General features: G+C 67.7%; 21 protein-coding genes. 9 read left to right on the forward strand and 12 right to left on the reverse strand.

Annotation, left to right across the window (positions count from 1 at the left end):
• Positions 1–1060: homogentisate 1,2-dioxygenase (gene hmgA, locus RAH32_RS19245; protein ID WP_306610040.1), on the reverse strand; the 1060-nt coding region annotated here is incomplete at its 3' end.
• Positions 1061–1176: 116 nt separating this feature from the next.
• Between hmgA and RAH32_RS19250 the strand changes: the two genes are divergently transcribed.
• Positions 1177–1602 carry a MarR family winged helix-turn-helix transcriptional regulator gene (locus tag RAH32_RS19250; RefSeq protein WP_306610041.1) on the forward strand — a complete coding sequence of 142 codons (426 nt, stop codon included), beginning with the start codon at positions 1177–1179 and terminating at the stop codon, positions 1600–1602.
• Here the strand turns inward: RAH32_RS19250 and RAH32_RS19255 are convergent.
• Genes RAH32_RS19255 through RAH32_RS19265 form a run of 3 tightly spaced genes read right to left on the reverse strand, consistent with a single transcriptional unit; the run spans position 1599 to position 4665 of the window.
• A complete protein-coding gene (locus RAH32_RS19255; RefSeq protein WP_306610042.1) occupies positions 1599–2633 on the reverse strand; it encodes a tyrosine-type recombinase/integrase in 1035 nt (344 codons plus the stop codon). The two genes, RAH32_RS19250 and RAH32_RS19255, sit on opposite strands and share 4 nt — an antisense overlap.
• Positions 2634–2671: 38 nt before the next feature.
• On the reverse strand, positions 2672–3382 hold the full coding sequence (locus RAH32_RS19260; RefSeq protein WP_306610073.1) for a COG3904 family protein: 711 nt from the start codon (positions 3380–3382) through the stop codon (positions 2672–2674).
• 8 nt (positions 3383–3390) lie between these two features.
• The gene (locus tag RAH32_RS19265; RefSeq protein WP_306610043.1) at positions 3391–4665 is read right to left on the reverse strand and encodes a hypothetical protein; all 1275 of its coding nucleotides are present in this window, start codon (positions 4663–4665) and stop codon (positions 3391–3393) included.
• Between the two features lie 239 nt (positions 4666–4904).
• On the opposite strand from RAH32_RS19265, the gene RAH32_RS19270 reads away from it, so the two are divergent.
• Positions 4905–6035, forward strand: a complete 1131-nt coding sequence (locus tag RAH32_RS19270) for a BON domain-containing protein (RefSeq protein ID WP_306610044.1) — start codon at positions 4905–4907, stop codon at positions 6033–6035.
• 39 nt (positions 6036–6074) lie between these two features.
• Here the strand turns inward: RAH32_RS19270 and RAH32_RS19275 are convergent, their stop codons facing one another.
• The 3 genes from RAH32_RS19275 to RAH32_RS19285 form a co-directional block, all read right to left on the reverse strand.
• Positions 6075–6650 carry a DNA-3-methyladenine glycosylase gene (locus RAH32_RS19275; RefSeq protein ID WP_306610045.1) on the reverse strand — a complete coding sequence of 192 codons (576 nt, stop codon included), beginning with the start codon at positions 6648–6650 and terminating at the stop codon, positions 6075–6077.
• A 104-nt stretch (positions 6651–6754) separates the two neighbouring features.
• Positions 6755–7426 carry an SDR family NAD(P)-dependent oxidoreductase gene (locus RAH32_RS19280; RefSeq protein ID WP_306610046.1) on the reverse strand — a complete coding sequence of 224 codons (672 nt, stop codon included), beginning with the start codon at positions 7424–7426 and terminating at the stop codon, positions 6755–6757.
• Positions 7427–7460: 34 nt separating this feature from the next.
• Positions 7461–8450 carry a quinone oxidoreductase family protein gene (locus RAH32_RS19285; RefSeq protein ID WP_306610047.1) on the reverse strand — a complete coding sequence of 330 codons (990 nt, stop codon included), beginning with the start codon at positions 8448–8450 and terminating at the stop codon, positions 7461–7463.
• Between the two features lie 155 nt (positions 8451–8605).
• Between RAH32_RS19285 and RAH32_RS19290 the strand changes: the two genes are divergently transcribed.
• From RAH32_RS19290 to ligD, 7 genes are read left to right on the forward strand one after another with little or no spacing between them, the layout of a single operon-like run.
• Positions 8606–9769, forward strand: coding sequence for a glycosyltransferase (locus RAH32_RS19290; protein ID WP_306610048.1), 1164 nt, complete (start codon positions 8606–8608; stop codon positions 9767–9769).
• Positions 9766–12090, forward strand: a complete 2325-nt coding sequence (gene glf, locus RAH32_RS19295) for a UDP-galactopyranose mutase (RefSeq protein WP_306610049.1) — start codon at positions 9766–9768, stop codon at positions 12088–12090. The genes RAH32_RS19290 and glf overlap by 4 nt, the downstream gene beginning before the upstream one ends.
• A gap of 18 nt (positions 12091–12108) precedes the next feature.
• The gene (locus RAH32_RS19300) at positions 12109–14187 is read left to right on the forward strand and encodes a glycosyltransferase (RefSeq protein WP_306610050.1); all 2079 of its coding nucleotides are present in this window, start codon (positions 12109–12111) and stop codon (positions 14185–14187) included.
• Positions 14177–15277 carry a zinc-dependent alcohol dehydrogenase gene (locus RAH32_RS19305; protein ID WP_306610051.1) on the forward strand — a complete coding sequence of 367 codons (1101 nt, stop codon included), beginning with the start codon at positions 14177–14179 and terminating at the stop codon, positions 15275–15277. Before RAH32_RS19300 ends, RAH32_RS19305 begins: the two co-directional genes overlap by 11 nt.
• Positions 15274–17577 carry a glycosyltransferase family 4 protein gene (locus RAH32_RS19310; protein WP_306610052.1) on the forward strand — a complete coding sequence of 768 codons (2304 nt, stop codon included), beginning with the start codon at positions 15274–15276 and terminating at the stop codon, positions 17575–17577. The genes RAH32_RS19305 and RAH32_RS19310 overlap by 4 nt, the downstream gene beginning before the upstream one ends.
• A gap of 36 nt (positions 17578–17613) precedes the next feature.
• The gene (gene ku / locus RAH32_RS19315) at positions 17614–18474 is read left to right on the forward strand and encodes a non-homologous end joining protein Ku (protein ID WP_306610053.1); all 861 of its coding nucleotides are present in this window, start codon (positions 17614–17616) and stop codon (positions 18472–18474) included.
• A 3-nt stretch (positions 18475–18477) separates the two neighbouring features.
• Positions 18478–20970 carry a DNA ligase D gene (ligD, locus tag RAH32_RS19320; RefSeq protein ID WP_306610054.1) on the forward strand — a complete coding sequence of 831 codons (2493 nt, stop codon included), beginning with the start codon at positions 18478–18480 and terminating at the stop codon, positions 20968–20970.
• On the opposite strand, the gene ku (RAH32_RS19325) is transcribed toward ligD, so the two are convergent.
• From ku (RAH32_RS19325) to RAH32_RS19345, 5 genes are all read right to left on the reverse strand, one after another.
• Positions 20971–21774 (reverse strand): non-homologous end joining protein Ku, encoded by an 804-nt coding sequence (gene ku / locus RAH32_RS19325; protein WP_306610055.1) that lies wholly within the window; start codon positions 21772–21774, stop codon positions 20971–20973.
• Positions 21775–21854: 80 nt separating this feature from the next.
• Positions 21855–22781, reverse strand: a complete 927-nt coding sequence (locus tag RAH32_RS19330) for an NAD(P)/FAD-dependent oxidoreductase (protein WP_306610056.1) — start codon at positions 22779–22781, stop codon at positions 21855–21857.
• 3 nt (positions 22782–22784) lie between these two features.
• Entirely contained in the window at positions 22785–23294 is a 510-nt protein-coding gene (locus RAH32_RS19335; protein ID WP_306610057.1) for a ferritin-like domain-containing protein, read from the reverse strand.
• Positions 23295–23479: 185 nt separating this feature from the next.
• Positions 23480–23926, reverse strand: coding sequence for a DUF421 domain-containing protein (locus tag RAH32_RS19340; protein WP_306610058.1), 447 nt, complete (start codon positions 23924–23926; stop codon positions 23480–23482).
• An 11-nt stretch (positions 23927–23937) separates the two neighbouring features.
• Entirely contained in the window at positions 23938–24453 is a 516-nt protein-coding gene (locus tag RAH32_RS19345; protein ID WP_306610059.1) for a hypothetical protein, read from the reverse strand.
• Positions 24454–24505: the final 52 nt, after the last annotated feature.

Consider the following 24505-nt stretch of genomic DNA (forward strand, 5'->3'; position numbering starts at 1 on the left):
ACATGATGTTCTTGTGATACCAGGGCGGGCGGAAGGAATGCTCGGCCACCATCCAGCGCTCGCGGAACAGCACGAAGTCGATGTTCGCGGTGCCTTCCTGCCCCGAGGGCGCGGTCAGGACCGTGAAGATCGACGGATCGGGATGATCGAACAGGATCGCGCCCACCGGCGAATAGGTGCGCAGGTCGTATTTGTAGGGGCAATAGTTGCCGTGCCAGGCCACCACGTCCAGCGGCGAATGGCCGATCCAGGTTTCGTGGAACTGGCCGCACCACTTGATGACCACGCGCGAGCGGGTCTCGCGGTCCTCGAAGGCCGCCACGGGGCACTTGAAGTCGCGCGGATTGGCCAGGCAGTTGGCGCCGATGGGGCCGCGGCCCGGCAGGTCGAACTTTTGCCCGTAGTTCTCGCAGACAAAGCCTCGGGCAGGGCCTTCCAGAACCTCGACGCGATAGACCAGGCCGCGCGGCAGGATGGCGATCTCCTTCGGCTCCAGGTCGATCACCCCCAGTTCGGTGCAGAAGCGCAGCCGACCCTCCTGCGGCACCACCAGCAGCTCGCTGTCGGCCGAGAAGAAGTATTCGTCCTGCATCGACCGTGTGACCAGATAGACGTGGGAGGCCATGCCCACCTGGATGTTCACGTCGCCCGCCGTGGTGATGGTGCGCATTCCGGTGATCCAGGTCAGGTCCGCGTCCGGGACCGGGATCGGATCCCAGCGGTATTGGCCCAGGCTGACGATGCCGTCATGGATGTTGGGCGCGGTCTTCCAATAGGGCACCTCGATGGGCGCGAAGCGGCCCGTATGGTGGACCGAGGGGCGGATGCGATAGCACCAGGTCCGCTCGTTCTGCCCGCGCGGCGCGGTAAAGGCGGTGCCTGACAGCTGCTCGGCATAAAGGCCATAGTTGCACTTCTGCGGGCTGTTCTGGCCCTGGGGCAGGGCGCCGGGCAGGGCCTCGGTCTCGAAGTCGTTGCCGAAGCCGGGCATGTAGCCTTCGTGCATTCCGGTCGTCACGGCGGCGCGGACCATGCCGTCGGGCATTGCGTATCGCGTCATGTCTTCCCCCTGAAGATCATTGCGGATGCAACGAAAATACCGTTGCAGGTGCAACGATGTCAAGATTCGCAGGAAGACTGTTGCGGCTGCAACGGATTTCTGATGATTTCGCCGCCATGAGCTTTGATCTGGATGCCTTTCTGCCTTATCGCCTGGCGGTCGCGGCCACCCAGGTCAGCCGTCGCTTTGCCGCCCGATACGAGGCCCAGGCGGGTCTCAGCATCCCCGAATGGCGTGTGCTGGCGCATCTTTCGCGGTCGGGCGCGGTCAGCGTGCGTGACATCACCGCCCGCGTGAACCTCGACAAGTCCATCGTCAGCCGCGCCGCCGCGCGCCTGGAGGGGGCGGGCTATCTGCGCAAGTCGGGCCACGGCACCGACCAGCGTCTTGTGGTCCTGGACCTGACCGACAGCGGCCGGGCCCTGATGGACCAGCTGGGCTGCATCGCAGACGCCTTCCAGGCCGAACTGCTGGCCGAACTGGGCGATGACGCCCCCGCCTTCCGGCGCGCCCTGCTGAAGCTGGGAGGGCCGACCGACTAGCCCAGCAGGTCGGTCGCGGGATTGTCGGCGATTTCCACATCGGCATAGTAGCGCTGCGCCTGTGCCGGACTGCGATGCAGCGACAGCGCCATGGCAGCGGGCAGCGGCGCGCCGTCCAGGGCGGCCTGGGTCAGGAAACCCGACCGCAGGCCATGGGCACTGGCGAAATCGGATGGATAGCCCGCCAGTTCCAGCCGGTGCCGGATCACGGCACGGATCCCCTCGGGTCCAAGGCGGCGGTTCAACACGCGGTCCGACAGGCTGACAGGGCGGAACAGCGGGCCGGAGTCGATCCGGGCGGCGATGATCCAGGCCATTACCGCGCGGGCCGGGCGGCCCTTCAGCGGCAGGCGGGGGGCCAGGTCCGGGCCGGTGGTCTTGGTGGACAGCAGCCGGATCCGCAGCAAGCCGGATGCGTCGAAGTCGCGTGTGTCGATATCGTCGCGGCTCAGCGCGGCGATTTCCGACCGGCGGCGCCCGCCGGATGCCCAGCCCAGCATCAGCACGGCGCGGTCGCGCAAACCCCGGTGGCTGTGATCGCAGGTGGCCAGCATCGCCTCGAGCACGGGGCGGGTGATCGGGTTTTCGGACTTGCGCGCCCGTGGCCGCGCGGCCGCGCGCCGGGCCTGGGCGCGGGCCTGCGACACCAGGGGCGCGTCGAAGGGCGAGGGCAGGTTCTTCATCCGGTGAAAGGCCCGCCAGCTGGCGATGCGCCTGTCCAGCGTCGCGGGGGCAGGACAGGCCAGGCTGCGCCGCAGCCCTGCCGCGATCAGCGCCCGGGCTGCATCCTGCGCGGGACCGGGCGCATCGCTCAGATCCTGCGCGTGGTCCAGCAGGAACCGCAGGGCCACGGATTCGCTTTCCGGCCAGTCCAGGCCTGCGCCGAAGACCGCCTGCTTCCAGGCGGCGATATAGGCCAGGTCGCGTTCCCATGCCCGCAGCGTATTGGCGGGCGTGCCGCGCCGGTAAAGGGCAGACAGGGCCTCGGCCTCGTCGGGCGTCAGGGTCAGGGGGGCAATCGGCAGATCCATGGGGGGAATGTGTGCCACCGGGCGCGAATGCGCAATCCTCAGTCCGTCACCAGCCGAAGGTCGGCCAGAACCTCGGGGGTCAGGATGTTGATGTCTTCGGGCAGCGTGCGCAGGGCATGGGACATCAGCCGCAGATCGACCCCCATGTCGGTCAGGAAGTCCAGCACGCCCGCCTGGCCGCGTTGCAGGTCGCGGATCGCCATGAAGGCGGGCAGGATGGTGTTCTCGCCGAAGTCGTGCTGATGAACACCCACGACGCCGCCGTCCGCCACCCGGCGTTCGGTTCCCCCCGCCAGCATATAGGGGCAGGCCGACAGGCAGACCGCGCCTTGGGCCACCTGGGTCCGATACCCTGCCGAACGGATGGTGCGGCCGATGGCCACCGCATCCGCGACCGAGCCGCCGGAACTGTCCAGGCTGACCAGGGTGTCGGCCGGGCGGGTCTGGTCCAGCCATTCCACGAAACGGTCGGCATCGCCCGGCGCGATCTGGCCCGCGATGCCGATCGCGCCGTCTGCCGCCGTGAATTCCAGCTGTTCCGGCATCGGGCGCATGGCGGGGGCGCCGGGTTCGGCGGGGCGCAGGTCGGGGCGATAGGGGCGCACCGACGGTCCCTGCGCGGGCGGCGCGAACAGCCCCGGCGCGGCGGGTGCGGGCGTGCCCCGCAGATCCAGCGCCACGATGGCGCCCGCCATCAGCACCTGGGACAGCAGCACCGCCCGGATCGCCCTCTGCGGGGTCGAGAACATCCTCACCGCTATTCCCCCGGCCGGATCAGCGCGCGGGGTGGATCGGCAAGGGCGGGGTCCGCGTCGGGTGCGGGCTGCCGCAGCAGGTCCGCCGCCGCCAAGGCCGCGCGCATTTCGCCCACGGTCATGCGGTCGTCGGTCAGCGTCTCGCCCCGGCCGCCGCGGATTGCGGATTGCACGACCATGATGATGAACACCAGCACCGCAGGCAGAAGGTCGATGGAAATCGCGCCCGCCCAGGCCGGAATGAAATTGCCCGCATAGGCGATGACCGCATCGGCCGCCGACATCGGGACATAGATCGCCTCGGAGGGCTGCGGCAGGGCCAGGACTTCGTTTGCCGCCGCCGTCAGGGTCGCGGCGCGCTGCTCCACAAGCGACAGGACCGAGGTGATGGTGCTGTTTTGCCCCGCCCGCACATCCGCCGTCCCGCCGTCCAGTTCCGGCAGGACCACCGCATCGGCCAGATCCTGCGCGGCGCGCGCGACCAGCGGCGCGGGGTTCAACTGGCGCATCCGGGTGATCAGGCCGGACAGTTGCACGGCGTCTTCGGAAAAGCGGACGGTGCGGTCCTCGATCCCGCCGGGTTCGACGGACAGGCTGCGCATCCGGGCCAGGATGGTGTTGCCTTCGGCGAAGGCGTCCTCGATCGGCTGGGCCACGGCGGTCATCTGGTCTTCCAGGGCCTGCAGTTCCGACCCCTTCTGGGTCAGCACCCGGAACACCGCCCCGCGCCCGGAAAAGCCCGACAGGGTGCCGCCTGCCTCTTGTTCGGACAGGTCGTCGAAGCTTTGACGCACGCGGGCCACGTCGCGCGACAGGGACTGGCCCGCGACCGCGTTGGCATGGGCGCGTTCCAGCGCGGCCTGATAGTCCTGCACGGTCGCTGCCATGTGCGTTTCGACCGCGGCGCCCCCCGCCAGGGCGGCGGCGTTCAGCCAAGACGACATGGCGATGATCGCCACGCAGCCAAGCGCCATGGTCAGCATCAGCCCGACACGCGACGCGGCGGTGCGCACGGCCGGCAGAAGCCGCAGCATATAGGACCAGAACACGAAGATCCCCACCGACACGGCGATGGAATAGGACAGCGCCGCGAAGGTCGTCCAGATGCCCGGATCGTCCAGAAGCGTGCGCACGCCCAGATAGGTATAGATGCCCGATGCCGCCGCCAGCACCCCAAGCGCGGTCGAGGTGAAGGTGTCCAGCCAGTCGAGGTGGCGTTCCAGTTCGCGCGCGTAACGGTCGCCGGAACGGTTTGCCGTCGGAAGGGGATCGGCCATTGGCTCTCCGCAAGGGGATGGGTGACAGCCCGAGATAAAGGCGCGGGGGATCCAAGTCACCACCCGGCCGGTCACGCTTTGGCGAGACCGGGCCGCATTCCGCCGGGCCGGGGCCGATAACGCAAACTTGGCCGGGGCAGGGCGCCCGCGCGGGACTCTGGGGGAACGCAAGGCAAGCCGTGCGGGTTGGAGGCGATGTGGATGCCCTGTCCGCATTCACTGCTGAAGGAGGAAAGCAGATGACACGTGATTGGGAAGATCGCGACCGTTCGGGCGGGGGCTATGGCCGCCGCGACGATTACGGGCGCCGCGACAGATCGCGCGACTGGTCCGACAGGGCCGGGGACGAGGTGCGGTCGTGGTTCGGCGACGACGATGCCGACCGTCGCCGCCGCATGGAAGATGACCGCGACTATGGCGGTTCTGGCGGTGGCTATGGCGGACGGTCGGGTCGCGGCGGCTATGGCGACGACTATGGCCGGTCCGGTGATTACGGCAGTCGTTCCGGCGGCTACGGTGGCCGCTCCGGTGGCGATTATGGCGACGACTATGGCCGCTCGGGCGACTATGGTCGTTCGGGTGGTTATGGCGGCCAATCCGGCAGGGGCTATGGCGGCCGGTCCAGCGGCGGCTATGGCGGGTCGGGCGGCGGATACGATCCCTATGACCAGGATCGCGGCTATGGCGGAGGGCGCGACACGGGCTATGGCCGGGGCGATTTCTCGGAGTCGATCCGGTCGGGAATGGCCGGGCGCGGCATGGGCACATTCGGCACGTATGGCGCGCGGGATCATGGGTCTTGGGATTACGGGGACCGCGATCATGGCCGGCGCGGCTATGACCAGGGTAATTACCGCGGATCCGACGAACGCGGCTTCTTTGAACGCGCGGGCGACGAGGTGGCGTCCTGGTTCGGCGACGAGGATGCGCAGCGCCGGCGCGAGAGGGACGCGGGCCACAGCGGCCGCGGTCCCCGCAACTACAGCCGTTCGGACGACCGCATCCGCGAGGATGTCAGCGACCGCCTGTCGGACGACCGCCATATCGATGCATCCGACATCGAGGTCTCGGTCAGCGGGGGCGAGGTGACGCTGGACGGCAGGGTGGACAGCCGTTCGGCCAAGCGCCATGCCGAGGATCTGGCCGAAAGCTGCTCGGGCGTGAAGCATGTGCAGAACAACCTGCGCGTCAAGGATCGCCAGATGTCGGGCGGCTATTCCGGTTCCATGTCCGGCAGCGGTTCGACCGGCACGAGCGGCGGTTCCGGCAGCGGCATGAGCAGCACCAGCGGCAGCGGGATGAGCAGCAGCACCAGCGGCACCACGGGGACGACCGGCAGCGGCGGCAGCAGCGACACGTCCCGATCCTGACCGACAGGCCGCCGCCCTGAAAAAGGGGCGGCGGTCGTTTCACCCACGCAAGGGGCTTGCCATTCGGGGAAACGGACGGCTGAGGCCCCGCGCCCCGGCAAGGCCGAAGCGCCAGGGCAAATCCTGCGCCTTGCTGATGCCGATGCGCGTCCCCACCAGCAGATCGGGCGACGAAGATGCCAGCGTGATCGTCAGGTCAGGCCCGTCCAGCGGTGCGCCGTCATCCTCGGGGCGGACGCCAAGCGCCTGGGTCAGGCGCCCGGGACCATTGCAAAGCTGGTCGCTGCCGCGCCGGGACCGCATGATCTCCAGGCCCACCTCGGGCGCGATGGCGCGGATCAGCGCGGCCTCGCCCGGCCGTCCCACGACGTTCAGGCACAGGTGGATGCCATAGCTGCGATAGACATAGGCATGTCCCGCAGGCCCGAACATCGCGGCGTTCCGGGGCGTCGGCCCGCGAAAGCTGTGGGAGGCCGGGTCGTCGCGGCCATAGCCCTCGGTTTCGATGACGATGCCGCCCACGCCGCGGACCAGAAGACGCGCCCCGATCAGGCGGCGCGCCAATGCGGGCGCATCGAGGCCCGAGATCTGCTGGGGAAAGGGAATCGTGGTCAAGCGAAGCCGTTCCTGGGTGGCCTGGATTTCGCTTCCCTCCTAGCCAACCCCCAAGTTATCGTCCATCCCGGCCTTTTTCCAGGTCGCCCAGGGCTGCACCCCCGTCACCACCGGATCGGGCTGCCGAAGCGGTCCAGGAATGCGCCGCTCTGCGCCGGCTCCAGCCGGTCGATCGTGGCCAGCAGGGCCGAGGCCGCATCCTGCGGCTGTTGCACCTGCAGGCCGGTCTTGGCAAAACCCTCCGACAGGGGCGTCGCCACCGTGCCGGGATGGAAGGCCACGCAGATGGCCTGGGGATGCGTGCGGCGCAGTTCCACCGCCGCCGTGCGCAGGATCTGGTTCAGCGCCGCCTTGGACGCGCGATAGGAATACCACCCGCCCAGCCTGTTGTCGGCGATGCTGCCCACCTTTGCCGACAGGGCGGCAAAGACTGACCGCCGGTTGCGGGGAAGCAAGGGCAGGAAATGGCGCAGGATCAGCGCCGGGCCGACGGCGTTGACGGCAAAGGCCCGCGCCATCGCGTCGGCGTCCAGGGCGCGGATGGTCTTTTCCGGCTGCATTCCCGGCCCGTGCAGCACACCGGTCGCGACCAGGATCAGCCCCGGCGTGCCAAGCCCCGCCACGCGCCGTGCGGCCCGTGCGATGCTGTTCTCGTCCGTCAGGTCCAGGTCGGGGCGCGACAGCCCGATCACCGGACGGCCCGCTGCCTGCAACCGGTCCATCAGCGCCCCGCCAATGCCCCCCGATGCGCCGATCACCACCGCCACGTTGTCCATCGCATCCTCCGCCTGTGCGTTCTCCTGCCCTCTCTCAGGGCAGCAGCACCACCGAGCCTTGCGTGCGGCGGTTTTCCATGTCGTCCTGCGCCTGCGCCGCCTGGTCCAGCGGATAGGTGGTAACCTGCGGCGGGACCAGGGTGCCGTCGGCCATGGCCGCGAACAGCCGCCGGGCCGCTTCCCGGTATTCGCCGGGGTCCGCCGTGTAATGGGCGATCGACGGGCGCGTCAGGAACAGCGACCCCTTGGCCCCCAGCGACGACACCGCCAAGGGCGGCACGGGTCCTGAACTTTCGCCGAAGCTGACAAGGGTGCCGCGCGGGCCAAGGCTGTCCAGAGACGCCGCAAAGGTATCCGCCCCCACGGAATCATAGGCGACCCGCACCCCTGCGCCGCCGGTGATCTGCCGCACGCGGGCGGCCATGTCTTCGGACCCCGACACGATCACATGGGCGCAGCCGTTGCGGCGGGCGGCGTCCGCCTTGGCCTCGGAGCCGACGGTGCCGATCACCTCGGCGCCGATGGATTTCAGCCACTGGCAGGCGATGGAGCCGACGCCCCCTGCCGCCGCGTGAAACAGCACCCGGTCGCTCGGCCTGACCGCAACGCAGCGGTGGATCAGGTATTCCGCGGTCAGTCCCTTGAAGATCATCGCGGCCGTCGTGGTATCGTCGATGCCGTCCGGCACAAGGAGAGCGCGGGCGGCAGGCAGGTTGCGCGCCAGGGCATAGGCACCCGGCGGCCCGCCGACATAGGCAACCCGGTCGCCCGGCGCGAAGCCCGTGACGCCTTGGCCCAAGGCGGTCACCTGGCCCACCCCCTCGACCCCCAGTCCGGCGGGCAGGGGCAAGGGGGGACCATAGATGCCCCTGCGGTGATAGATGTCGATGAAGTTCAGTCCGATGGCCAGATGCCGGACCTGGATTTCGCCCGGCCCCGGCGAGGGCAGTTCGACATCCTGCAGCGACAGGACATCCGGTCCCCCGAACTGCGACAGGCGAATGGCGCGGGTTTGTGTGGTCATGGTATCCCCTCTTGTCCGGGGGGACTGTGACGCCAAATTCCCGGCCCGTCGATGCCCGTCTTGCGGGTGTTCGGCGGACTTCCGGCATTGACAAAGATCAATGCAACCTTCGCAAGGCCCGTCCGTTAACCGACGCTTATTTTGTGGGGGATCATATGCCCGGATGGATCGCTGCGATCTCTGATTACTGTTCGCAGGTTCCGCCCAGCATCCCCGCCCCCGCCGACCCCGGTTTCTGGACATCGGCCATGCCCTCGTCGCGGCGCGCGCGCCCGGCCTCCGTTGAGGTGACGGGCGGCTATCTGGAACGCTTGCCCCTTGCCGCGGTGGCCAGCGGCGCCGTCGATCACGCCGAGATCTGGACCTTTGCCGGACGCGACGGCGAATCCGACCGCGACAGGGGTTTGGCCGATGGCACGCCCGATCCCGGCAGTCCGGCGCTGACACGCCGCGTCTTTCGTGCCGACGGACCCGCCCCCTATGGATCGGCCGAGGCGGTCGATTTCATCCGCACGGTCGGCACGCCGGATATCCTGTGCGTCTGGGGCCTGGGCGTGGATGCGGCGCTGCTGGACGCCTGCGCGGATTCGCTGAAGATCTACAATTCGATCGACGCCCCCGCCCTGCGGATCCCCGAGGATCTGGCGTCGCGGTTCGACCTGTTCCTGACCGGGGCCGAATGGCAGTCGCGCGAGATCGAGGCCCGCGTGCCGGGCGCCCGAACCCTGGTGCTGCCCATCGGTCCCGCCTTCGCGTCCGGCCAGACGTTCTTTCCGACGGGCGCGGACAAGGACCGCGACGTCGTCTATGTGGCCTGCGCGCAGCCCTACAAGCGCCACGACATCCTGTTCGACGCCATGGCGCGGCGCCCCGGCACGCGGGGGCTGCTGGTCGTGGGCTATGGCCACCAGGCCGACGAGTTCCGCGACCGTGCCGCGCGCGAGGGGCTGGACCTGGAAATCGTCGGCCCCCCCGGCATTTCGCATGATCAGGTCAACCACCAGATCAACCGCGCCCGCGTCGGCGTGGTCTGCGGCGTGGACGACGGCGCGCCCGCGATCCTGACCGAATACCAGCTTGCGGGCCTGCCGGTCCTGGCGAATGCCCGGCTGTCCTGCGGCCTGCAGTTCGTCACGCCGGAAACCGGCATCGCCGCGCATGAAGGCGCCGACTTCGCCGAGGCGCTCGATACGCTGCTGCGCAATCACGACCGATACGACCCGCGCCCGGTGGCGCTGTCCCGCTGGGGGTGGCAGCCGTCCATGGCGGTCCTGACCGAGACGCTGACCGAAATCCGCAACGCGAGGATGGTGCGATGAACAATGCCAACCCCCTGCCACCCTTTGCGCTTGCGGTGCGGCCCGCGCTGATCTGCTTTTCCCATCTTCGCTGGGATTTCGTGCTGCAACGGCCGCAGCACCTGATGTCGCGCTTTGCCGGCGAATACCGCCTGTTCTTCTGGGAAGAGGCGATCCCCACCGACCACCACCTGCCCTATCTGGAATTCCACGCCTTCGAGGGCACGACCGTCCAGTCGATCCGCCCCCGCGTCCCCGCCCGCTGGTCGCCCGAGGATCAAGCCCGCGCGCTGTCTGACCTGCTGGACCAGATGATGGGTCTGGCGGGCATCCATCGCCCGGTCCTGTGGTTCTATACGCCGATGATGTGGCCCATCGCCGCCCATGTCGATGCAGCGGCGGTCGTCTATGACTGCATGGACGAACTGTCGGCCTTCCGCTTCGCACCGCCCGAACTGACCACGAACGAGGCCGCGCTGATGAAGGCCGCCGACCTGGTCTTTACCGGCGGCCATTCGATCTATGAGGCGAAGGCCGACCGCCACGGCGACATCCATCCCTTTCCGTCATCCGTCGATACCGCCCATTTCGCCCGCGCGCGGACGGGGCTGGCGGAACCGGACGATCAGGCCCCTCTGCCCGGTGCCCGGCTGGGCTATTACGGCGTCATCGACGAACGGCTGGACCTTGGCCTGATCGCGGCGCTTGCAAAGGCCCATCCCGAATGGTCGATCGTAATGGTGGGTCCCCTGGCCAAGATCGGACCCGAGGATCTGCCCTGCGCCCCCAACATCCACTGGCTGGGTCAGCGCGCCTATGACCAATTGCCGGCATACCTGTCGGGCTGGGACGTGGCCCTGATGCCCTTCGCGATGAACGAGGCCACGCGCTTCATATCCCCCACCAAGACCCCCGAATACCTGGCCGGGGGCGTGCAGGTGGTATCCACCCCGGTGCGCGACGTGGTGCGCCATTACGGCGATCTGGCGGCGGTGCGGATCGCGGCCGACCCGGCCGCCTTCGTGCGCGCCTGCGAGGACGCCATCGCCCGCAAGGACTCCCCGGCGGTCTGGCGGGACGCGGCGGACCGGATGCTGGCGGATCTCAGCTGGGACAACACCTTCCGGCAGATGCGCGGCCATCTGGACCGCGCGCTTGGCAAGCCGGATTTGGCCCCGGTCGTGAAGCTGCCCAAGCCCGCCATCCTGCGCGGCGCGAAAAAGCACGACGTGACGATCTGCGGCGCGGGCTTTGCCGGATCCGTCCTGGCCCGCCAGTTCGCCGAGGTATCGGGCAAGCGCGTGCTGCTGGTGGACAAGCGCGACCATGTCGCGGGGAACGCCTATGACTGCCTGGACGACGCGGGGATCCTGATCCATCGTTATGGGCCGCATATCTTCCACACCAACAGCGACGACGTGTTCAATTGGCTGGGCCGGTTCACCGAATGGCGCCCCTATGAACACCGCGTGCTGGCGCGGGTGGGCGACCGGTCGGTGCCGATGCCCATCAACCGCACGACGCTGAACGCGCTTTACGGCCTGAACCTGTGCTCGGATGCCGAGGCCGAGACCTTCCTGGCCAGCCAGGCCGAACCCGTCCGCGACATCCGCACGTCCCGCGACGTGGTGGTCAACGCCATCGGGACCGAGCTTTACGAGACGTTCTTCCAGGGCTACACACGCAAGCAATGGGGGCTGGATCCCTCGCAGCTGGACAAGTCCGTGACGGCGCGGGTGCCGACCCGGACGAATACCGACGACCGTTACTTCACCGACAAGCATCAGGCCATGCCGCGCGAGGGGTACACGCGGATGTTCGAACGGATGCTTGACCATCCGGGGATCGAGCGTGCGCTTGGCACCGATTTCCACGACCTTGCCCCCGCCGACAGGGGCGGGCTGGTGGTCTATACCGGACCGATCGACGCCTATTTCGGGCATCGCTTCGGCACGCTGCCTTATCGCAGCCTGCGCTTCCGGCACGAGACGCTGGACCAGCCGCAGTTCCAGCCGGTCGGCGTGGTGAACTTCCCGGCCGAGGACGTGCCCCATACCCGCATCACCGAATACAAGCACCTGACCGGGCAAAGCCACGCCAGAACCTCGATCAGCTATGAATATCCCTCGGCCGAGGGCGATCCCTATTACCCCATCCCCCGGCCGGAAAACCAGGAACTGTTCCGCCGTTATGACGCTTTGGCGGCGGCCGAACCGGGCGTGATCTTCGCGGGGCGGCTGGGCAGCTATCGCTATTACAACATGGATCAGGTGGTGGGCCAGGCGCTTGCCATCCATCGCCGCCTGGGCGCACGGCTGGCGGTTCCCGACGCGATGGCCTGACCCCTGATGCGGTGCCTGATGCTGACCGACAGCCCCGATCCATCGGGCGTGGGCGAACACATGCTGACCCTGGCGGCAAGCCTGCCGCCCGGCATGGCGACGCTGGCCTTTCCCGACCATGCGGCGGGCCGGGGCCTTGCCGACCGCGCAGGGGCCATGGGCCTGCCCGCCACGGTCCTTGACCTGGACGATCCCGCCGCGGCCATTGCCGCTTCGCCTGCGGAAATCGTGCATGTCCACGCCGGCATCGGGTGGGAGGGGCACGGCCTTGTCGCGGCTGCGGCACGGGCGGGCAGGGCGGTGATCCGCACCGAACACCTGCCCTGGCTGCTGACCGACGCGGACCAGATCGCCCATTACGCCAAGGCCAGCCGGAACGTGGACGCCATCATAGCCGTGTCGGAAGCGGCGGCGACGGAATGGCGGGCGGCGCTTGCCGGCATGGCGTCCGACCTGCCTGTGCATGCGGTTCCGAACGGCACCCAGGCGCCACCCCTGCACCACAAGGGTGGCGACGGGCTGGATCTGCTCTGCGTCGGCCGCTTCACCCCGCAAAAGCTGCACCGGACGCTTCTGGTGGCGCTTGCGCGCCTGCACCGGAGGGGCATTCCGGCGCGGCTTGCCCTGGCGGGCGACGGTCCGGGTGCGGCGCGGCTGGGCCACTGGGCCGCGCGGCTGGATCTGGCGGATGCCGTCCGCTTCCTGGGCCGCAGCGGCGATGTGCCCGCGCTGATGGCCGGGTCCGACCTGCTGGTGCTGCCTTCAGGCTTCGAGGGCTTGCCCCTGGTCCTGCTGGAAGCGATGTCCATGGGCCTGCCCGTGGTCGCCACGGACGTCACCGGCTCGGCCGAGGCGCTTGGGTCCGATCACCCCTGGCTGGTCCCGCCCCGCCGGTCGCGGCCTTTGGCCGATGCCATGGCGCGGGCGTTGACCGATCCCGCCCGCCGCGCCATCGTGGCCCGCGACGGACAGGCCCGCTGGTCGACATGCTTCACCGCCGCGCGCATGGCGGCGGATACCGTGCAGATTTACCGACATGTATTGCGCCAACGGAACGAGGACGGAATGAACAAGACACGGCTGGGCTTCATCGGCGCGGGCGGCATCGCGCATCGCCATTTCGGCGTGCTGCGGACCATGGAGGATGTCCAGATCGCCGCCGTCTGCGACCCCGACCAGGGCCGCGCGGCCCAGGCGGCCCGGGACACGGGCGCCGTCGCCTATGCCGACCACGACGCCATGCTGGCGGCCGAGGATCTGGATGCGGTCTTCATCTGCGTGCCGCCCTTTGCCCATGGTGCGCCGGAACGCGCCTGCATCGCCAAGGGCCTGCCGTTCTTCGTCGAAAAGCCCCTGTCGCTGGACATCGACCTGGCCCAGCAGATCGCGGCCGAGGTCGAGAAGGCGGGCCTGATCACCGCCGTCGGATACCACTGGCGCTACCTGGACACGATGGACGAGGCGCGCGACCATCTGGCCCGGAACCCCGCGCATCTGATCCAGGGATTCTGGCTGGACCAGACGCCGCCGCCGCAATGGTGGTGGGACCAGGACCTCTGCGGCGGCCAGGTGGTCGAACAGGCAACCCATGTGATCGACGCTGCCCGCTTCCTGGCCGGCGACGTGACCGAGGTGTTCGGCATGGCTGCGCGCCGCGACCGCGACGATTTCCAGGGGCTGACCGTGCCCACGGCGACGGCCGCCACGCTGCGCTTTGCCAGCGGCGCAATCGCCAATCTGTCGGCCACCTGCCTGCTGCGGTGGAACCACCGGGTCGGGCTGCACGTCTTTGCCGATGGCATGGCATTGGAGATCAGCGATCACGACATCATGGTGGACGTGGGCCGGGGCCGCCCCGTGCGCCCCGCCCAGGGCGATCCCGTCTGGCGCGAGGACCGCGACTTCATCGAGGCGGTGCAGGGCCATGAAAACCGCATCCGCTGCCCTTACGCCGAGGCGCTGATGACCCATCGTGTCGCCCTGGCAATCGGCGAATCCGCCCGCAACGGCGCCCTTGTGAAGATGGAGGGGCTGCGGGCTGACCCGCAGCCCATCTTTCGTCCGTCCGCTGCGCAGGGTGCCGTCGATGCCGCATGAGCATCGCCACATCCGATCCCTGGGCGTCGAGCGCCCGCACGAGCCCTATTTCTTCGGCTATGACGAAGGCCCGGCGGGCGACGGGCAGGTGCGGCTGGATTTGCTTTACACCGGCCTTTCGGCGGGGACGGAACTGACCTTCCTGAAAGGCTCGAACCCTTATCTGCACAGCCGCTGGGACGACTGGCAGGGCCTGTTCATCCCCGGAGAGCCGTCCGCGCATTTCCCGGTGAACTTCCTGGGCTACATGGAGGTGGCGAAGGTCATCGACGCCCGCGCGCCGGGGTTTCGGAACGGCGATGTGCTGGCGACCACCTTCGGCCACAAGACCGGCCACACCGCGAACCCTGCCCACGACCTGCTGCTGAAGATGCCCGAAGGAATGGACCCGATCCTGGGCATCTTCGTGGCGCAGATGGGACCCATCGCCGCCAACGGCATCCTGCATGCCGATGCCGACCAGTTCGGCGCAGGCGTCCCGTCCCTGGGCGCGGGGGTCGAAGGCCGCCCGGTCCTGGTCTGGGGCGGCGGCACGGTCGGGCTGTTCTGCGCGATGTTCGCCCGCCAGGGAGGCGCATCGGAAATCGTCGTGGTGGACCCCTCGCCCTTCCGGCAGGACATCGCCCGCAAGATGGGCTTCATCGCCATGGGCGAGGACGAGGCCGTGCGTTACGCCAAGACCGCCTGGCACCACAAGGCCGGCGGGCGGGGCGCGGAATATGTCTTCCAGACCCGCGCGCGGTCCGACAGCCTTCACCGCTGCCTCCAGGCCCTGCGCCCGCAGGGGACGGTGATCGACCTGGCCTTCTATCAGGGCGGCATGGACGGCGCCCGGCTGGGAGAGGAGTTCCACCACAACGGCCTGGCGATCCGCTGCGCGCAGATCAACCGGATGCCGCGCCCCGTGGCCCATGCCTGGGACCAGCGGCGGCTGGCGCAGGAAACGCTGCGGCTGCTGGCGGCGGAAGGCGATTTGATCCGGCGGCACATGATCACCCATGTGGTGCCTTACAACGACGCACCGGATTTCCTGCGCCGCCTGGTGGCGGAGCGCCCGGACTTCCTCCAGATCGTGTTCGAGGCAGCATGAACGCGGATGACACCCTTGCCTGGGGCACCATCCCCCCCGAGGTCTTTCCCCAGCCCCATGACGGCCACCGTCTGATCCGCATCACCTTCGTCATGGCCTGGCTGGTCGTGGGCGGCGAGGAAACGGAAATCAGGATGCTGGCCCGCAACCTGCCGCGCGACCGTTACCGCATCACCGTCATTCCCTGCTTCCGCAAGGAGGGGATGCCCGACCAGACTCATGGGCAATTGGCCGATCTGGGTGTGCATGTCGATACCACGCCCTATGCCTTGGGGTTCGAGGAAACCATCGACTATCTGCGCCGCAAGCTGGCGGGGGCCGATGTGGTTGTGTCCTGCCAGAACGTCGCCGACATCTATCCCGCGCTGGAACGCATGGCGCTGCGCCCGCCGCTGATCGAACATGGGGGCCTGGTGTCCGAGGCCCTGGCGGGGCCGAAGCATTTCACCGCACGCTATGTCGGCGTCTGCGACAGCATCCGCGCTGCGGCGGCATCCAGGATGCCCGACCGGCCGGGGGATGCGCTTGAAATCCCGTCCATGGTCGATCTGGACGAATTCGACCCCAGGGCGCGCGGGCCGATGCGCACCGCTCTGGGGATCGGGGCCGATCAGGTGCTGATCGGCTGGGTGGGCCGTCTGGACCGCAAGAAGCGGGTCGAGGATTTCATCAGTGCCGCCCTGCAAGTCGCGGACATCGACCCCCGCGCCCGCTTCGTGATCGTCGGCGGCCCTGACGCCTTCATGCCGGAATATGCGGACGAACTGCGCCGCATGGCCGAACCGCTGGGCAGGCGGATGGTATTCACCGGCGACCGCAAGGATGTGCCGGACCTGCTGGCGGCCATGGACATCTTCTGCTGGCTGTCCCGTGGCGAGGGGATGCCCCATGTCATCGCCGAGGCGGGCGCGGCGGGCCTGCCGGTGATCGCCACGCCCGACAACGGCGCCCTGGAACAGATCGCCGATGGGAACACCGGCCTCTTCGTGCCCCACGAGGACCCGCAGGCGGTGGCCCGGGCCATGCTGCGCCTTCTGGCCGATGCCCCGCTGCGGCGGCGGCTTGGGACTGCGCTGCAGGCCCATGTCCGCGCCACCTATTCCGCGCAGGTGGTCGTGCCGCAATGGCGGGCGCTGATCGACAGGGTCCTGGCCGAACGCCGGTCCGCGCCCCCGCCCGCAACCTTCGCCAGCTTCACCCTGGGCGGGTGGGAAGCATCGACCCACCGTTTGCGCAGCGGCCGCCGGCTGGATCTGATTGCGGCCATCGGCCACGACACCCATGCCGCGCAGGACTACCGGCAACTGGCGGATCTGGGCATCGGCGCCTGCCGCGACGGCGCCCGCTGGCACCTGATCGAGACCGCGCCGGGCCGCTACGATTTCTCCAGCCTGACGCCGATGATCACGGCCGCGCGCGATACCGGCACGCAGGTCATCTGGGATCTGCTGCATTACGGCTGGTCCGACGACCTGGACATCTGGCAGCCCGCCTTTGTGGACCGTTTCGCCCGCCTTGCCCGCGCCGTGGCCCTGCATCACCGCGACCTGACGGACGCCGTGCCCTTCTGGTGCCCGGTCAACGAGATCAGCTTCTTTGCCTGGGCCGGGGGCGATGCCCGATACCTCAATCCCTTCGCCGCGCATCGCGGGTATGAATTGAAATGCCAGCTTGCCCGCGCCTCCATCGCCGCGATGCACGAACTGCGCGCTGTCGATCCCCGCGCGCGCTTCGTCCATGCCGAACCGCTGCTGGCGATCCATCACGATCCCCATAACGGCAGACCCTTGTGGGAGGCGCATGGCCATCATGACGCGCAGTTTCAGGCGTTCGAGCTGATTTCGGGGCGGATGTGGCCGCAGCTTGGCGGGGATCCGTCCTTCCTGGATATCGTCGGGGTCAACTACTATTGGAACAACCAGTGGATCCACGGCGGCGCGCCCATCGACATGGACCACCCGTGGTATCGCCCCTTGTCCGATCTGCTGGTCGAGGTCGCCGCGCGTTATGACCGCCCCCTGATGATCGCCGAAACCGGGACCGAGGGCGCACGCCGCGCGTCATGGTTCGCCTATGTCCGCGACCAGGTGGCGCGGGCGCGCCTGCGCGGCGCACGGGTCGAGGGGATCTGCCTGTACCCGGTCGCCAACCATCCGGGATGGGACGACGACAGGTTGTGCCCCAACGGGCTTCTGGGGCACGACCCGTCGGGTGGGTCGCGTTCCGTCGAATGGTCCCTGGCGCAGCGGATCATGCAGACCGGCCATCACCCCGCGCGCATGGAACCTGCACCGGCCTAGGCCGTTCCAGATCCGACACATGACGGAGGCGGGACAATGGCGCCCAGGGCGAACTGGAAAGGCTTTCTCAAGGTCGGAGAGGTCAGCTGCCCGGTGGCGCTTTACACCGCCGCCTCGACATCGGACCGGATCGCGTTCCATACCCTGAACCGCAAGACCGGCAACCGGGTCCGCCGCGTCTTCGTGGACGAGGATACCGGCAAGACGGTGGACCGCGACGACCAGGTCAAGGGATACGAGGTCGCATCGGGTGAATACGTCGTGCTGGACCCGGACGAGATCGCGGCGGCGGTGCCCGACAGCGACAAGACCCTGTCCATCACCGCCTTCATCGGTTGCGATGACATCGACGACCTGTATTTCGACAAGCCCTATTACCTGGCCCCCACCGATGCCGAGGCTGCCGAGGCCTTTGCCCTGATCCGCGAGGGGATGCGCAAGAAGAAGGTCGCGGCCCTGGCCCAGACCGTCCTGTTCCGCCGGGTGCGCACGGTCCTGATCCGCGCGCATGACGACGGGCTGATCGCCACCACGCTGAACTTCGACTATGAGGTGCGCGACGCCGAGGATGTCTTTGCCGACGTGCCCGACATCGAGATCGAGGGCGAGATGCTGGATCTGGCCCAGCACATCATCAAGACCAAGCGCGGCACGTTCGACCCGCAGGATTTCGACGACCGATACGAATCTGCCCTGGCTGAACTGGTCCGCGCCAAGATCGAGGGCAGAAAGTTCCAGCCCCCCAAGGAGGCCAGGCCCGAACCCGTGGTCGATCTGATGGAGGCCCTGCGCGAAAGCGCGGCCATGGCCAAGCCCCGCCGCCGGCCAAGCGCCAATCCCCGCAGCGGGGGCGCCAGGCCCAAGGCGCCGTCCCGCAGCCGCAAGAAGGCCGGCTAGGCCATGGCGGGGACATCGGGGGCGGGGCTGGACACCTATAACGAAAAGCGCGACTTCACCCAGACCCAGGAACCGCGCGGGCGCAAGGCGCGCAAGTCCGGCAAGTCCTTCGTGATCCAGAAGCACGCGGCGACGCGGCTGCATTACGATCTGCGGCTGGAGATGGACGGCGTGCTGAAAAGCTGGGCCGTCACCAAGGGGCCAAGCCTGGTCGCGGGCGAAAAGCGCCTTGCCGTCCATGTCGAGGATCACCCGCTGGATTACGGCAACTTCGAGGGCACCATCCCCAAGGGCAATTATGGCGCGGGTGCGGTTATCGTCTGGGACCGGGGCACATGGACGCCCGTGGACGGCGACTATGCCAAGGGCAAGCTGGAGTTCGAACTGAAGGGCGAAAAGCTGTCGGGCCGCTGGCATCTGGTTCGGATGCGCGGCGAGACGCGCGAGAACTGGCTGCTGATCAAATCCGACGACGAGGCCGCCCGCCCCCCCGACGCGCCCGACATCCTGACCGAACGCCCGGAATCGCTGAAGACCGGCCGCACGGTCGAGGAGGTGGCGCAAGGCGCCGAGGAGAAGCCGAAGCCGGACAAGAAGGCCCGCCGGGCGCGCCCCAAGGACGAGGGTGCCCCCGCCGCCCGCGCCAAAAAGGCGGCTATGCCCGACTTCATCGACCCCGCGCTTGCCTCGCTGAGGCCTGCCCCCCCGACCGGCGCGAAATGGCTGCACGAGGTGAAGTTCGACGGCTATCGCCTGCAAGCCCGGCTGGAGGGGCAAGAGGTCCGCCTGCTGACCCGCAGCGGCCTTGACTGGACCGACCGTTTCGGGGCCGAGGTGACGGACGCCCTGCGCGCCCTGCCTGCGCAAAGCGCCATCATCGACGGCGAACTGGTGGTGGAAACTGGGGTGGGGGCGTCCGATTTCCCGGCCCTCCAGGCGGATCTGTCCGAGGGGCGAAACGACCGCTTCGTGTTCTATGTCTTCGACCTGATGTATCTGGACGGCTATGACCTGCGCGACGTGCCCCTGATCGAACGCAAGGGGATGCTGGAAAGTTTGGTGGGCACCGATCCGGGCCGGGTGCGGTACAGCAGCCATTTCGGCGAAACCGGGGCGATGGTGCTGCGGCACGCCTGCCGGCTCAGCCTGGAGGGCATCATTTCGAAGGAAGCCGACGAAGCCTATCGCTCGGGCCGCGGCAAGACCTGGATCAAGTCCAAATGCTCGGCCCGGCAGGAATTCGTGGTGGCGGGCTATGTGCCCTCGACCACCTCGGACAAGCTGGTGGGGTCGCTGGCCCTGGGGGTCTTCGATGACGGCAAGCTGGATTATGTAGGCCGCGTCGGCACCGGATTTTCCGCCACGGTGGCCGCCGATCTGCGCACGCGGTTGGACACGATGCGCATCGACCGCAGCCCATTCGCGGACAAGCTGACCTCGGACGAGGCGCGCGGCGTCCGCTTCGTGCGCCCCGAACTGGTGGCCGAGGTGGAATTCCGTGCCTGGACCGCCGACGGGCTGCTGCGCCACGCGTCCTTCCGCGGCCTGCGCGAAGACAAGCCCGCCACCGACGTGGTGCGCGAAAGCGGCCCCCAGGCCGATCCGCCCAAGGCGCCGCGCCGCCGCGTCGCGCTGACCCATCCCGACCGCATCTATTGGCCGGACGAGGGCATCACCAAGGAAGGGCTGGCGGATTACTATGCCCAGGTCTGGCCCAGGATCGCGCCCTTCATCACCGGCCGCCCGCTGGCCCTGCTGCGCTGTCCGGGCGGGATCAACGGGCAGCGGTTCTTCCAGAAGCACGCCTGGAAAGGCATCAGCAAGCACATCGCCCTGGTCAAGGATCCCAAGGAAAAGGCCGAAGAGGCGATGATCGCCATCAACGACCTGGACGGGCTGATGGCCCTGGTCCAGTCGGCGACGCTGGAGATCCATCCTTGGGGGTCCACGGTCGCGGACTGGGATCATCCCGACACCATGACCATGGACCTCGATCCCGGCGAAGGCGTGGCGTGGGAGGCCGTGATCGCCGGCGCGCAAGAGGTGCGGCAGCGCCTGTCCGATGCCGGGCTGGAGGGGTTCGTGAAGACGTCGGGCGGCAAGGGGCTGCATGTCGTGGCACCCTTGACGCCCAAGGCGGGCTGGTCCGCCGTCAAGGCCTTCACCAAGGCCCTGGCCGATGCCATGGCGGCGGATTCGCCCGGCGCCTATATCTCGACCATCACCAAGTCGAAGCGCAAGGGCCGCATCCTGATCGACTATCTGCGCAATCAGCGCGGCATGACGGCGGTTGCCGCCTATTCGACGCGCGCGCGTCCCGGCGCCGCCGTGTCGATGCCGGTCGCCTGGGACGAGCTGGACCAGATCGGCCCCAACTACTTCACCCTGATGAACACACCCGCGCGCCTGGATGCCTTGGCCCAGGATCCGTGGGAGGATTTCCGTCCCGCCGCCCGCCCGCTGGATGTCAAGCCATCGCGGGCGCGCAAACGGTGATCAACGGCTGCTGCGCCGTCCCTCGGCCTGGATGCTTTTCTTCAGCGCGGTCATGATGTCGATGACATTGCCGTCCTGCGGGGGCTGGGGCTTGGGCCGCGCCGCGCGTTTCTTGCCCTTCTTCTTGGCGGCGATGATGTCCAGCAGCCGATCCTGAACCGGGTCGTTCACCATCTTGGTGTCCCAGGCCGTGGTGCGTTCGTCGATCAGCTTGCGCACCAGCGTCATCAGCTTGGCTTCGGGCTTGTCGTCCGCGATCTTGCCGAAATAGTCGGCCTCGTCGCGCACCTCGTCCCCGTATCGCAGGGTCCACAGCACGATCCCCTTGCCGCGCGGCTTCAGCATCACCGCCCGTTCGCGCCGATACATCACCACGCGCGATATGCCCACGGTCCCGGTCGCGGCCATGGCGTCCCGGATCACGGCGAATGCCTCCTGGCCCACCTCATCCCCCGGCAACAGGAAATGCGGACGGTCATACCATACCCAGCCGATCGAGTGATCGGGCACGAACATGTCAATGTCGATGGTGCGGGTGCTTTCCAGGGCGACGGACTCGATCTCCTCGTCCTCGAGGAAGACATAATCGTCCTCGCCGCGCTCGTATCCCTTGACCTCGTCTTCCTCTCGGACCGGCTTTTCGGTCACGGCATCGACATACTGGCTGGTGACGCGGTTGCCGGTCTTGGCGTTCAAGGTGTGGAAGCGGACCTTCTCGCCCTCGGTCGTGGCGGGCATCATGGTCACCGGACAGGTCACCAGCGACAGCTTCATGTAGCCTTTCCAGAACGTGCGCGGCGCCATGGCGGAAATCCTTGAAGGGACATCGTAAAACGGATGCAGGCCGCGTTTGTTCCCCGTGCGCCATCGACGGAAGGCGACGGTCAGAGGCTGTCGGGGACGCAGCGGTCTTCCCGAAGCCGCAGCAGGTTGTGGACATGGGTTGCCGCGATCTCGCCCTGCGACATGGCGACGGCGATCTGGTTCAGGCCGGTCACGGCATCCCCCGCCGCGAAAATTCCCGGCATCGAGGTCTGCTGATGCGCGTCGGTCTGGATGCGGCCATCCTCGGCAAGGTCCAGCCCCAAGCCGGCGGCCAGGGCATTCTGCGGGTCATTGCCAAGCCCCGAATAAAGCGCGGCAAACCGCATGTCCTGCCCGGTGGCCAGACGGACCCGAACCTCCTCGCGCCGGAAATCCCAGGATTCGACAGGCTCGTGCAGGATTCGGATCTCGGCCTTGGCCAGCTTGTCCATCACCTTGTCGGACAGGTCCAGATCGCTGCCCAGGGTCAGCAGCGTCACCTGCGGCGTATAGTGGCGCAGAAACAGCGCCTCGCCCGCCGCGCAGGCGGCCGTTCCGATCACCGCGACAGGCTTGTCCGTCAGCTCATAGGCGTCGCAGACAGGGCATTGCCGGATCAGCCCTTCGCGGACGTGATCGAGCGCATCGTCGATGGGCGGCAGGCGGTCGCGGATGCCGGTGGCCAGGATCACATGCGATGCGGTGATGTCGCGCCCCGCCCGGATGCGGAACCGTTCGTCCGGCATCGGCTCGATCCCGGTCGCCTTTTCCGCGATCGTGACGGCGCCGAAGTTCTGCAACTGATCGCGCATCCGGGCCAGAAGGTCGTTGCCCCGGATCCCGTCGGGATAGCCGGGGTGATTATGGGACCGCGGGATCAGGGACGCACGGCTTTGGCCCGCGTCGATCAGGACGGTCCTGCGGCGGAAACGGGCCAGATAGATCGCGGCGGTCAGCCCCGCAGGGCCGCCGCCGATGATGGCGCAGTCGAAATCCTCCGCCGCCATGGTTCAGATGTCGGCCCGCTGGCCGCTGGCCGAAAGGGCGATATACTGGCGCACCACGTCGGGCAATCCGTCATGGATGTCCGAGGCCATCGCCAGTTCCTCATCCAGGTTCTGCTTCAGAAGCGGCAGGGCCTGGGCCATGTTGGCCTGTTCGGCCGCGGTTATCAGTGCGGTATAGGCTGCGATCTCGAAATGCTCGAAGGCGAAGTTCGCCAGCGAGTTCTTGAGGATCTCGTCGGTGGCCATGCTGTGGGTCACTGCGGCCATCGAACCGCTGAGCGACAGCATCGTGTCCTTCAGCCCCGAGGCGGATTCGTTCAGGGATTCGAAGATCTGGTCCAGGCGCTGGATCTGGCCTTCGGTTTCGCGGATATGGCGGTCCAGCAGGGCAGATACCTGCGGATAATGCTCCAGCCGGTTCAACTGCGGCTGCATGATCGAAAGCGCCTGGTTTTCCATGGCGTGCGCATTGCGCAGACCGTCGATGAACACGTCATAGGCAGCGTCTGTCATGGTCTTGACCCCTTTGGTGAAGGTTGCCGGTGCGCCGGCATGAACCAGAAGAACCAATCCCGCCTGCATCTGTTCCAGTCCTTTCGGGCGAATAAAGGTTAATCGGCCGCTGTCAGGGAAACGGAACGGTCGCAGGCGGAACAAGGTCGAGGAGATGCTGAAGAAATAGGTCGCCGAAAGGCGGTCTATTTCTGCTTGGGGATGATGCTGATGCCGCCGCTGACCTCCAGCACGGCGGCGTCAATGTCGTCCAGTGCCTTCAACCCCTGCTGCGCACGCGCGGATTCCAACACATCCTCGATACTGACGCGGGCGCGCTGCATCGCTTCGGGGTCGATCCGGCCTTCGCTGATCAGCACCGTCGGGTTTCCATCCAGAAGCGAAGCCACGCGGGGCGACCAGCTTTTCAGCCAGGCCAGCAGAACGTCGGTGGCAAACAGCGTCAGGATCAGCACGAGCGCGTTGCTGATGGAAAAATCGTCGCCCAGCAGTGCCTGTTGCGTCGTCTCGGCGATGATCAGCAGCAGCACGAAATCGAAGGGCGTCATCTGCGCCATGGTGCGGCGTCCCGACAGGCGGGTGGCGATCAGCAGGACGATATAGACGGAAATGCCGCGAATGACCGAATCCATGATTTCCTCCGCTAAGGCAGCACGACAAGGTTGATCCGGCGAGTTTCGCCGGCGACGGTCATGTCGAAGCCGGTCCAGCCGAAATGCATGGCGCGGATGTCGAACTTGACCTCGTGGGGGGGCGCGTCGGCTGCGGGGAAGGTCATGGACTGTGCGCCGGACCGCAGGGTGGTCCGATCGGGTTCGGGCTGGATGCGTTCGATCATGAAGCGGTCGAAGAAAGGCTGCGACACGATGATCTCATGGCTGTCGCCCGGTTCCCGGAAGGTGATGGACAAATCGTCCGATCCTTCCCAGCGGGTGACGCGCGGGATTTCGACGCGGGCTGCCGCAAATTCCACGGTCTGCTTGTGAAAGACCCCGCCGCTGCCGGTCAGCCCCAGGACGGCCAGAAGCATGATCCCGCCGAACGTCCACCAGGCGACCCGCTGCATCCGCCAATAGCGGCGCTGCTTTTCGCGGGGTTCGTCAAGCTGCAATCCGTCCGGCCTGATCGGCGGCATGTCCAATCGCGATCCATGGGCCATGATCCGTTCCCCCAACCAGTTGCTTCTGCAAAGAAAAGCCGCAGGTCAGGTT

The organism is Paracoccus yibinensis, from assembly GCF_030846195.1.
Taxonomy (GTDB): domain Bacteria; phylum Pseudomonadota; class Alphaproteobacteria; order Rhodobacterales; family Rhodobacteraceae; genus Paracoccus; species Paracoccus yibinensis.

What these genes read in the sequence shown, in the direction of transcription:
- RAH32_RS19250 (WP_306610041.1), top strand. Translation starts at nt 1,177, where the DNA reads ATGAGCTTTGATCTGGATGCCTTTCTGCCTTATCGCCTGGCGGTCGCG.
- RAH32_RS19255 (WP_306610042.1), bottom strand. Translation starts at nt 2,633, where the DNA reads ATGGATCTGCCGATTGCCCCCCTGACCCTGACGCCCGACGAGGCCGAG.
- RAH32_RS19260 (WP_306610073.1), bottom strand. Translation starts at nt 3,382, where the DNA reads ATGTTCTCGACCCCGCAGAGGGCGATCCGGGCGGTGCTGCTGTCCCAG.
- RAH32_RS19265 (WP_306610043.1), bottom strand. Translation starts at nt 4,665, where the DNA reads ATGGCCGATCCCCTTCCGACGGCAAACCGTTCCGGCGACCGTTACGCG.
- RAH32_RS19270 (WP_306610044.1), top strand. Translation starts at nt 4,905, where the DNA reads ATGACACGTGATTGGGAAGATCGCGACCGTTCGGGCGGGGGCTATGGC.
- RAH32_RS19280 (WP_306610046.1), bottom strand. Translation starts at nt 7,426, where the DNA reads ATGGACAACGTGGCGGTGGTGATCGGCGCATCGGGGGGCATTGGCGGG.
- RAH32_RS19285 (WP_306610047.1), bottom strand. Translation starts at nt 8,450, where the DNA reads ATGACCACACAAACCCGCGCCATTCGCCTGTCGCAGTTCGGGGGACCG.
- RAH32_RS19290 (WP_306610048.1), top strand. Translation starts at nt 8,606, where the DNA reads ATGCCCGGATGGATCGCTGCGATCTCTGATTACTGTTCGCAGGTTCCG.
- glf (WP_306610049.1), top strand. Translation starts at nt 9,766, where the DNA reads ATGAACAATGCCAACCCCCTGCCACCCTTTGCGCTTGCGGTGCGGCCC.
- RAH32_RS19300 (WP_306610050.1), top strand. Translation starts at nt 12,109, where the DNA reads ATGCTGACCGACAGCCCCGATCCATCGGGCGTGGGCGAACACATGCTG.
- RAH32_RS19305 (WP_306610051.1), top strand. Translation starts at nt 14,177, where the DNA reads ATGCCGCATGAGCATCGCCACATCCGATCCCTGGGCGTCGAGCGCCCG.
- RAH32_RS19310 (WP_306610052.1), top strand. Translation starts at nt 15,274, where the DNA reads ATGAACGCGGATGACACCCTTGCCTGGGGCACCATCCCCCCCGAGGTC.
- ku (WP_306610053.1), top strand. Translation starts at nt 17,614, where the DNA reads ATGGCGCCCAGGGCGAACTGGAAAGGCTTTCTCAAGGTCGGAGAGGTC.
- ligD (WP_306610054.1), top strand. Translation starts at nt 18,478, where the DNA reads ATGGCGGGGACATCGGGGGCGGGGCTGGACACCTATAACGAAAAGCGC.
- ku (WP_306610055.1), bottom strand. Translation starts at nt 21,774, where the DNA reads ATGGCGCCGCGCACGTTCTGGAAAGGCTACATGAAGCTGTCGCTGGTG.
- RAH32_RS19330 (WP_306610056.1), bottom strand. Translation starts at nt 22,781, where the DNA reads ATGGCGGCGGAGGATTTCGACTGCGCCATCATCGGCGGCGGCCCTGCG.
- RAH32_RS19335 (WP_306610057.1), bottom strand. Translation starts at nt 23,294, where the DNA reads ATGACAGACGCTGCCTATGACGTGTTCATCGACGGTCTGCGCAATGCG.
- RAH32_RS19340 (WP_306610058.1), bottom strand. Translation starts at nt 23,926, where the DNA reads ATGGATTCGGTCATTCGCGGCATTTCCGTCTATATCGTCCTGCTGATC.
- RAH32_RS19345 (WP_306610059.1), bottom strand. Translation starts at nt 24,453, where the DNA reads ATGGCCCATGGATCGCGATTGGACATGCCGCCGATCAGGCCGGACGGA.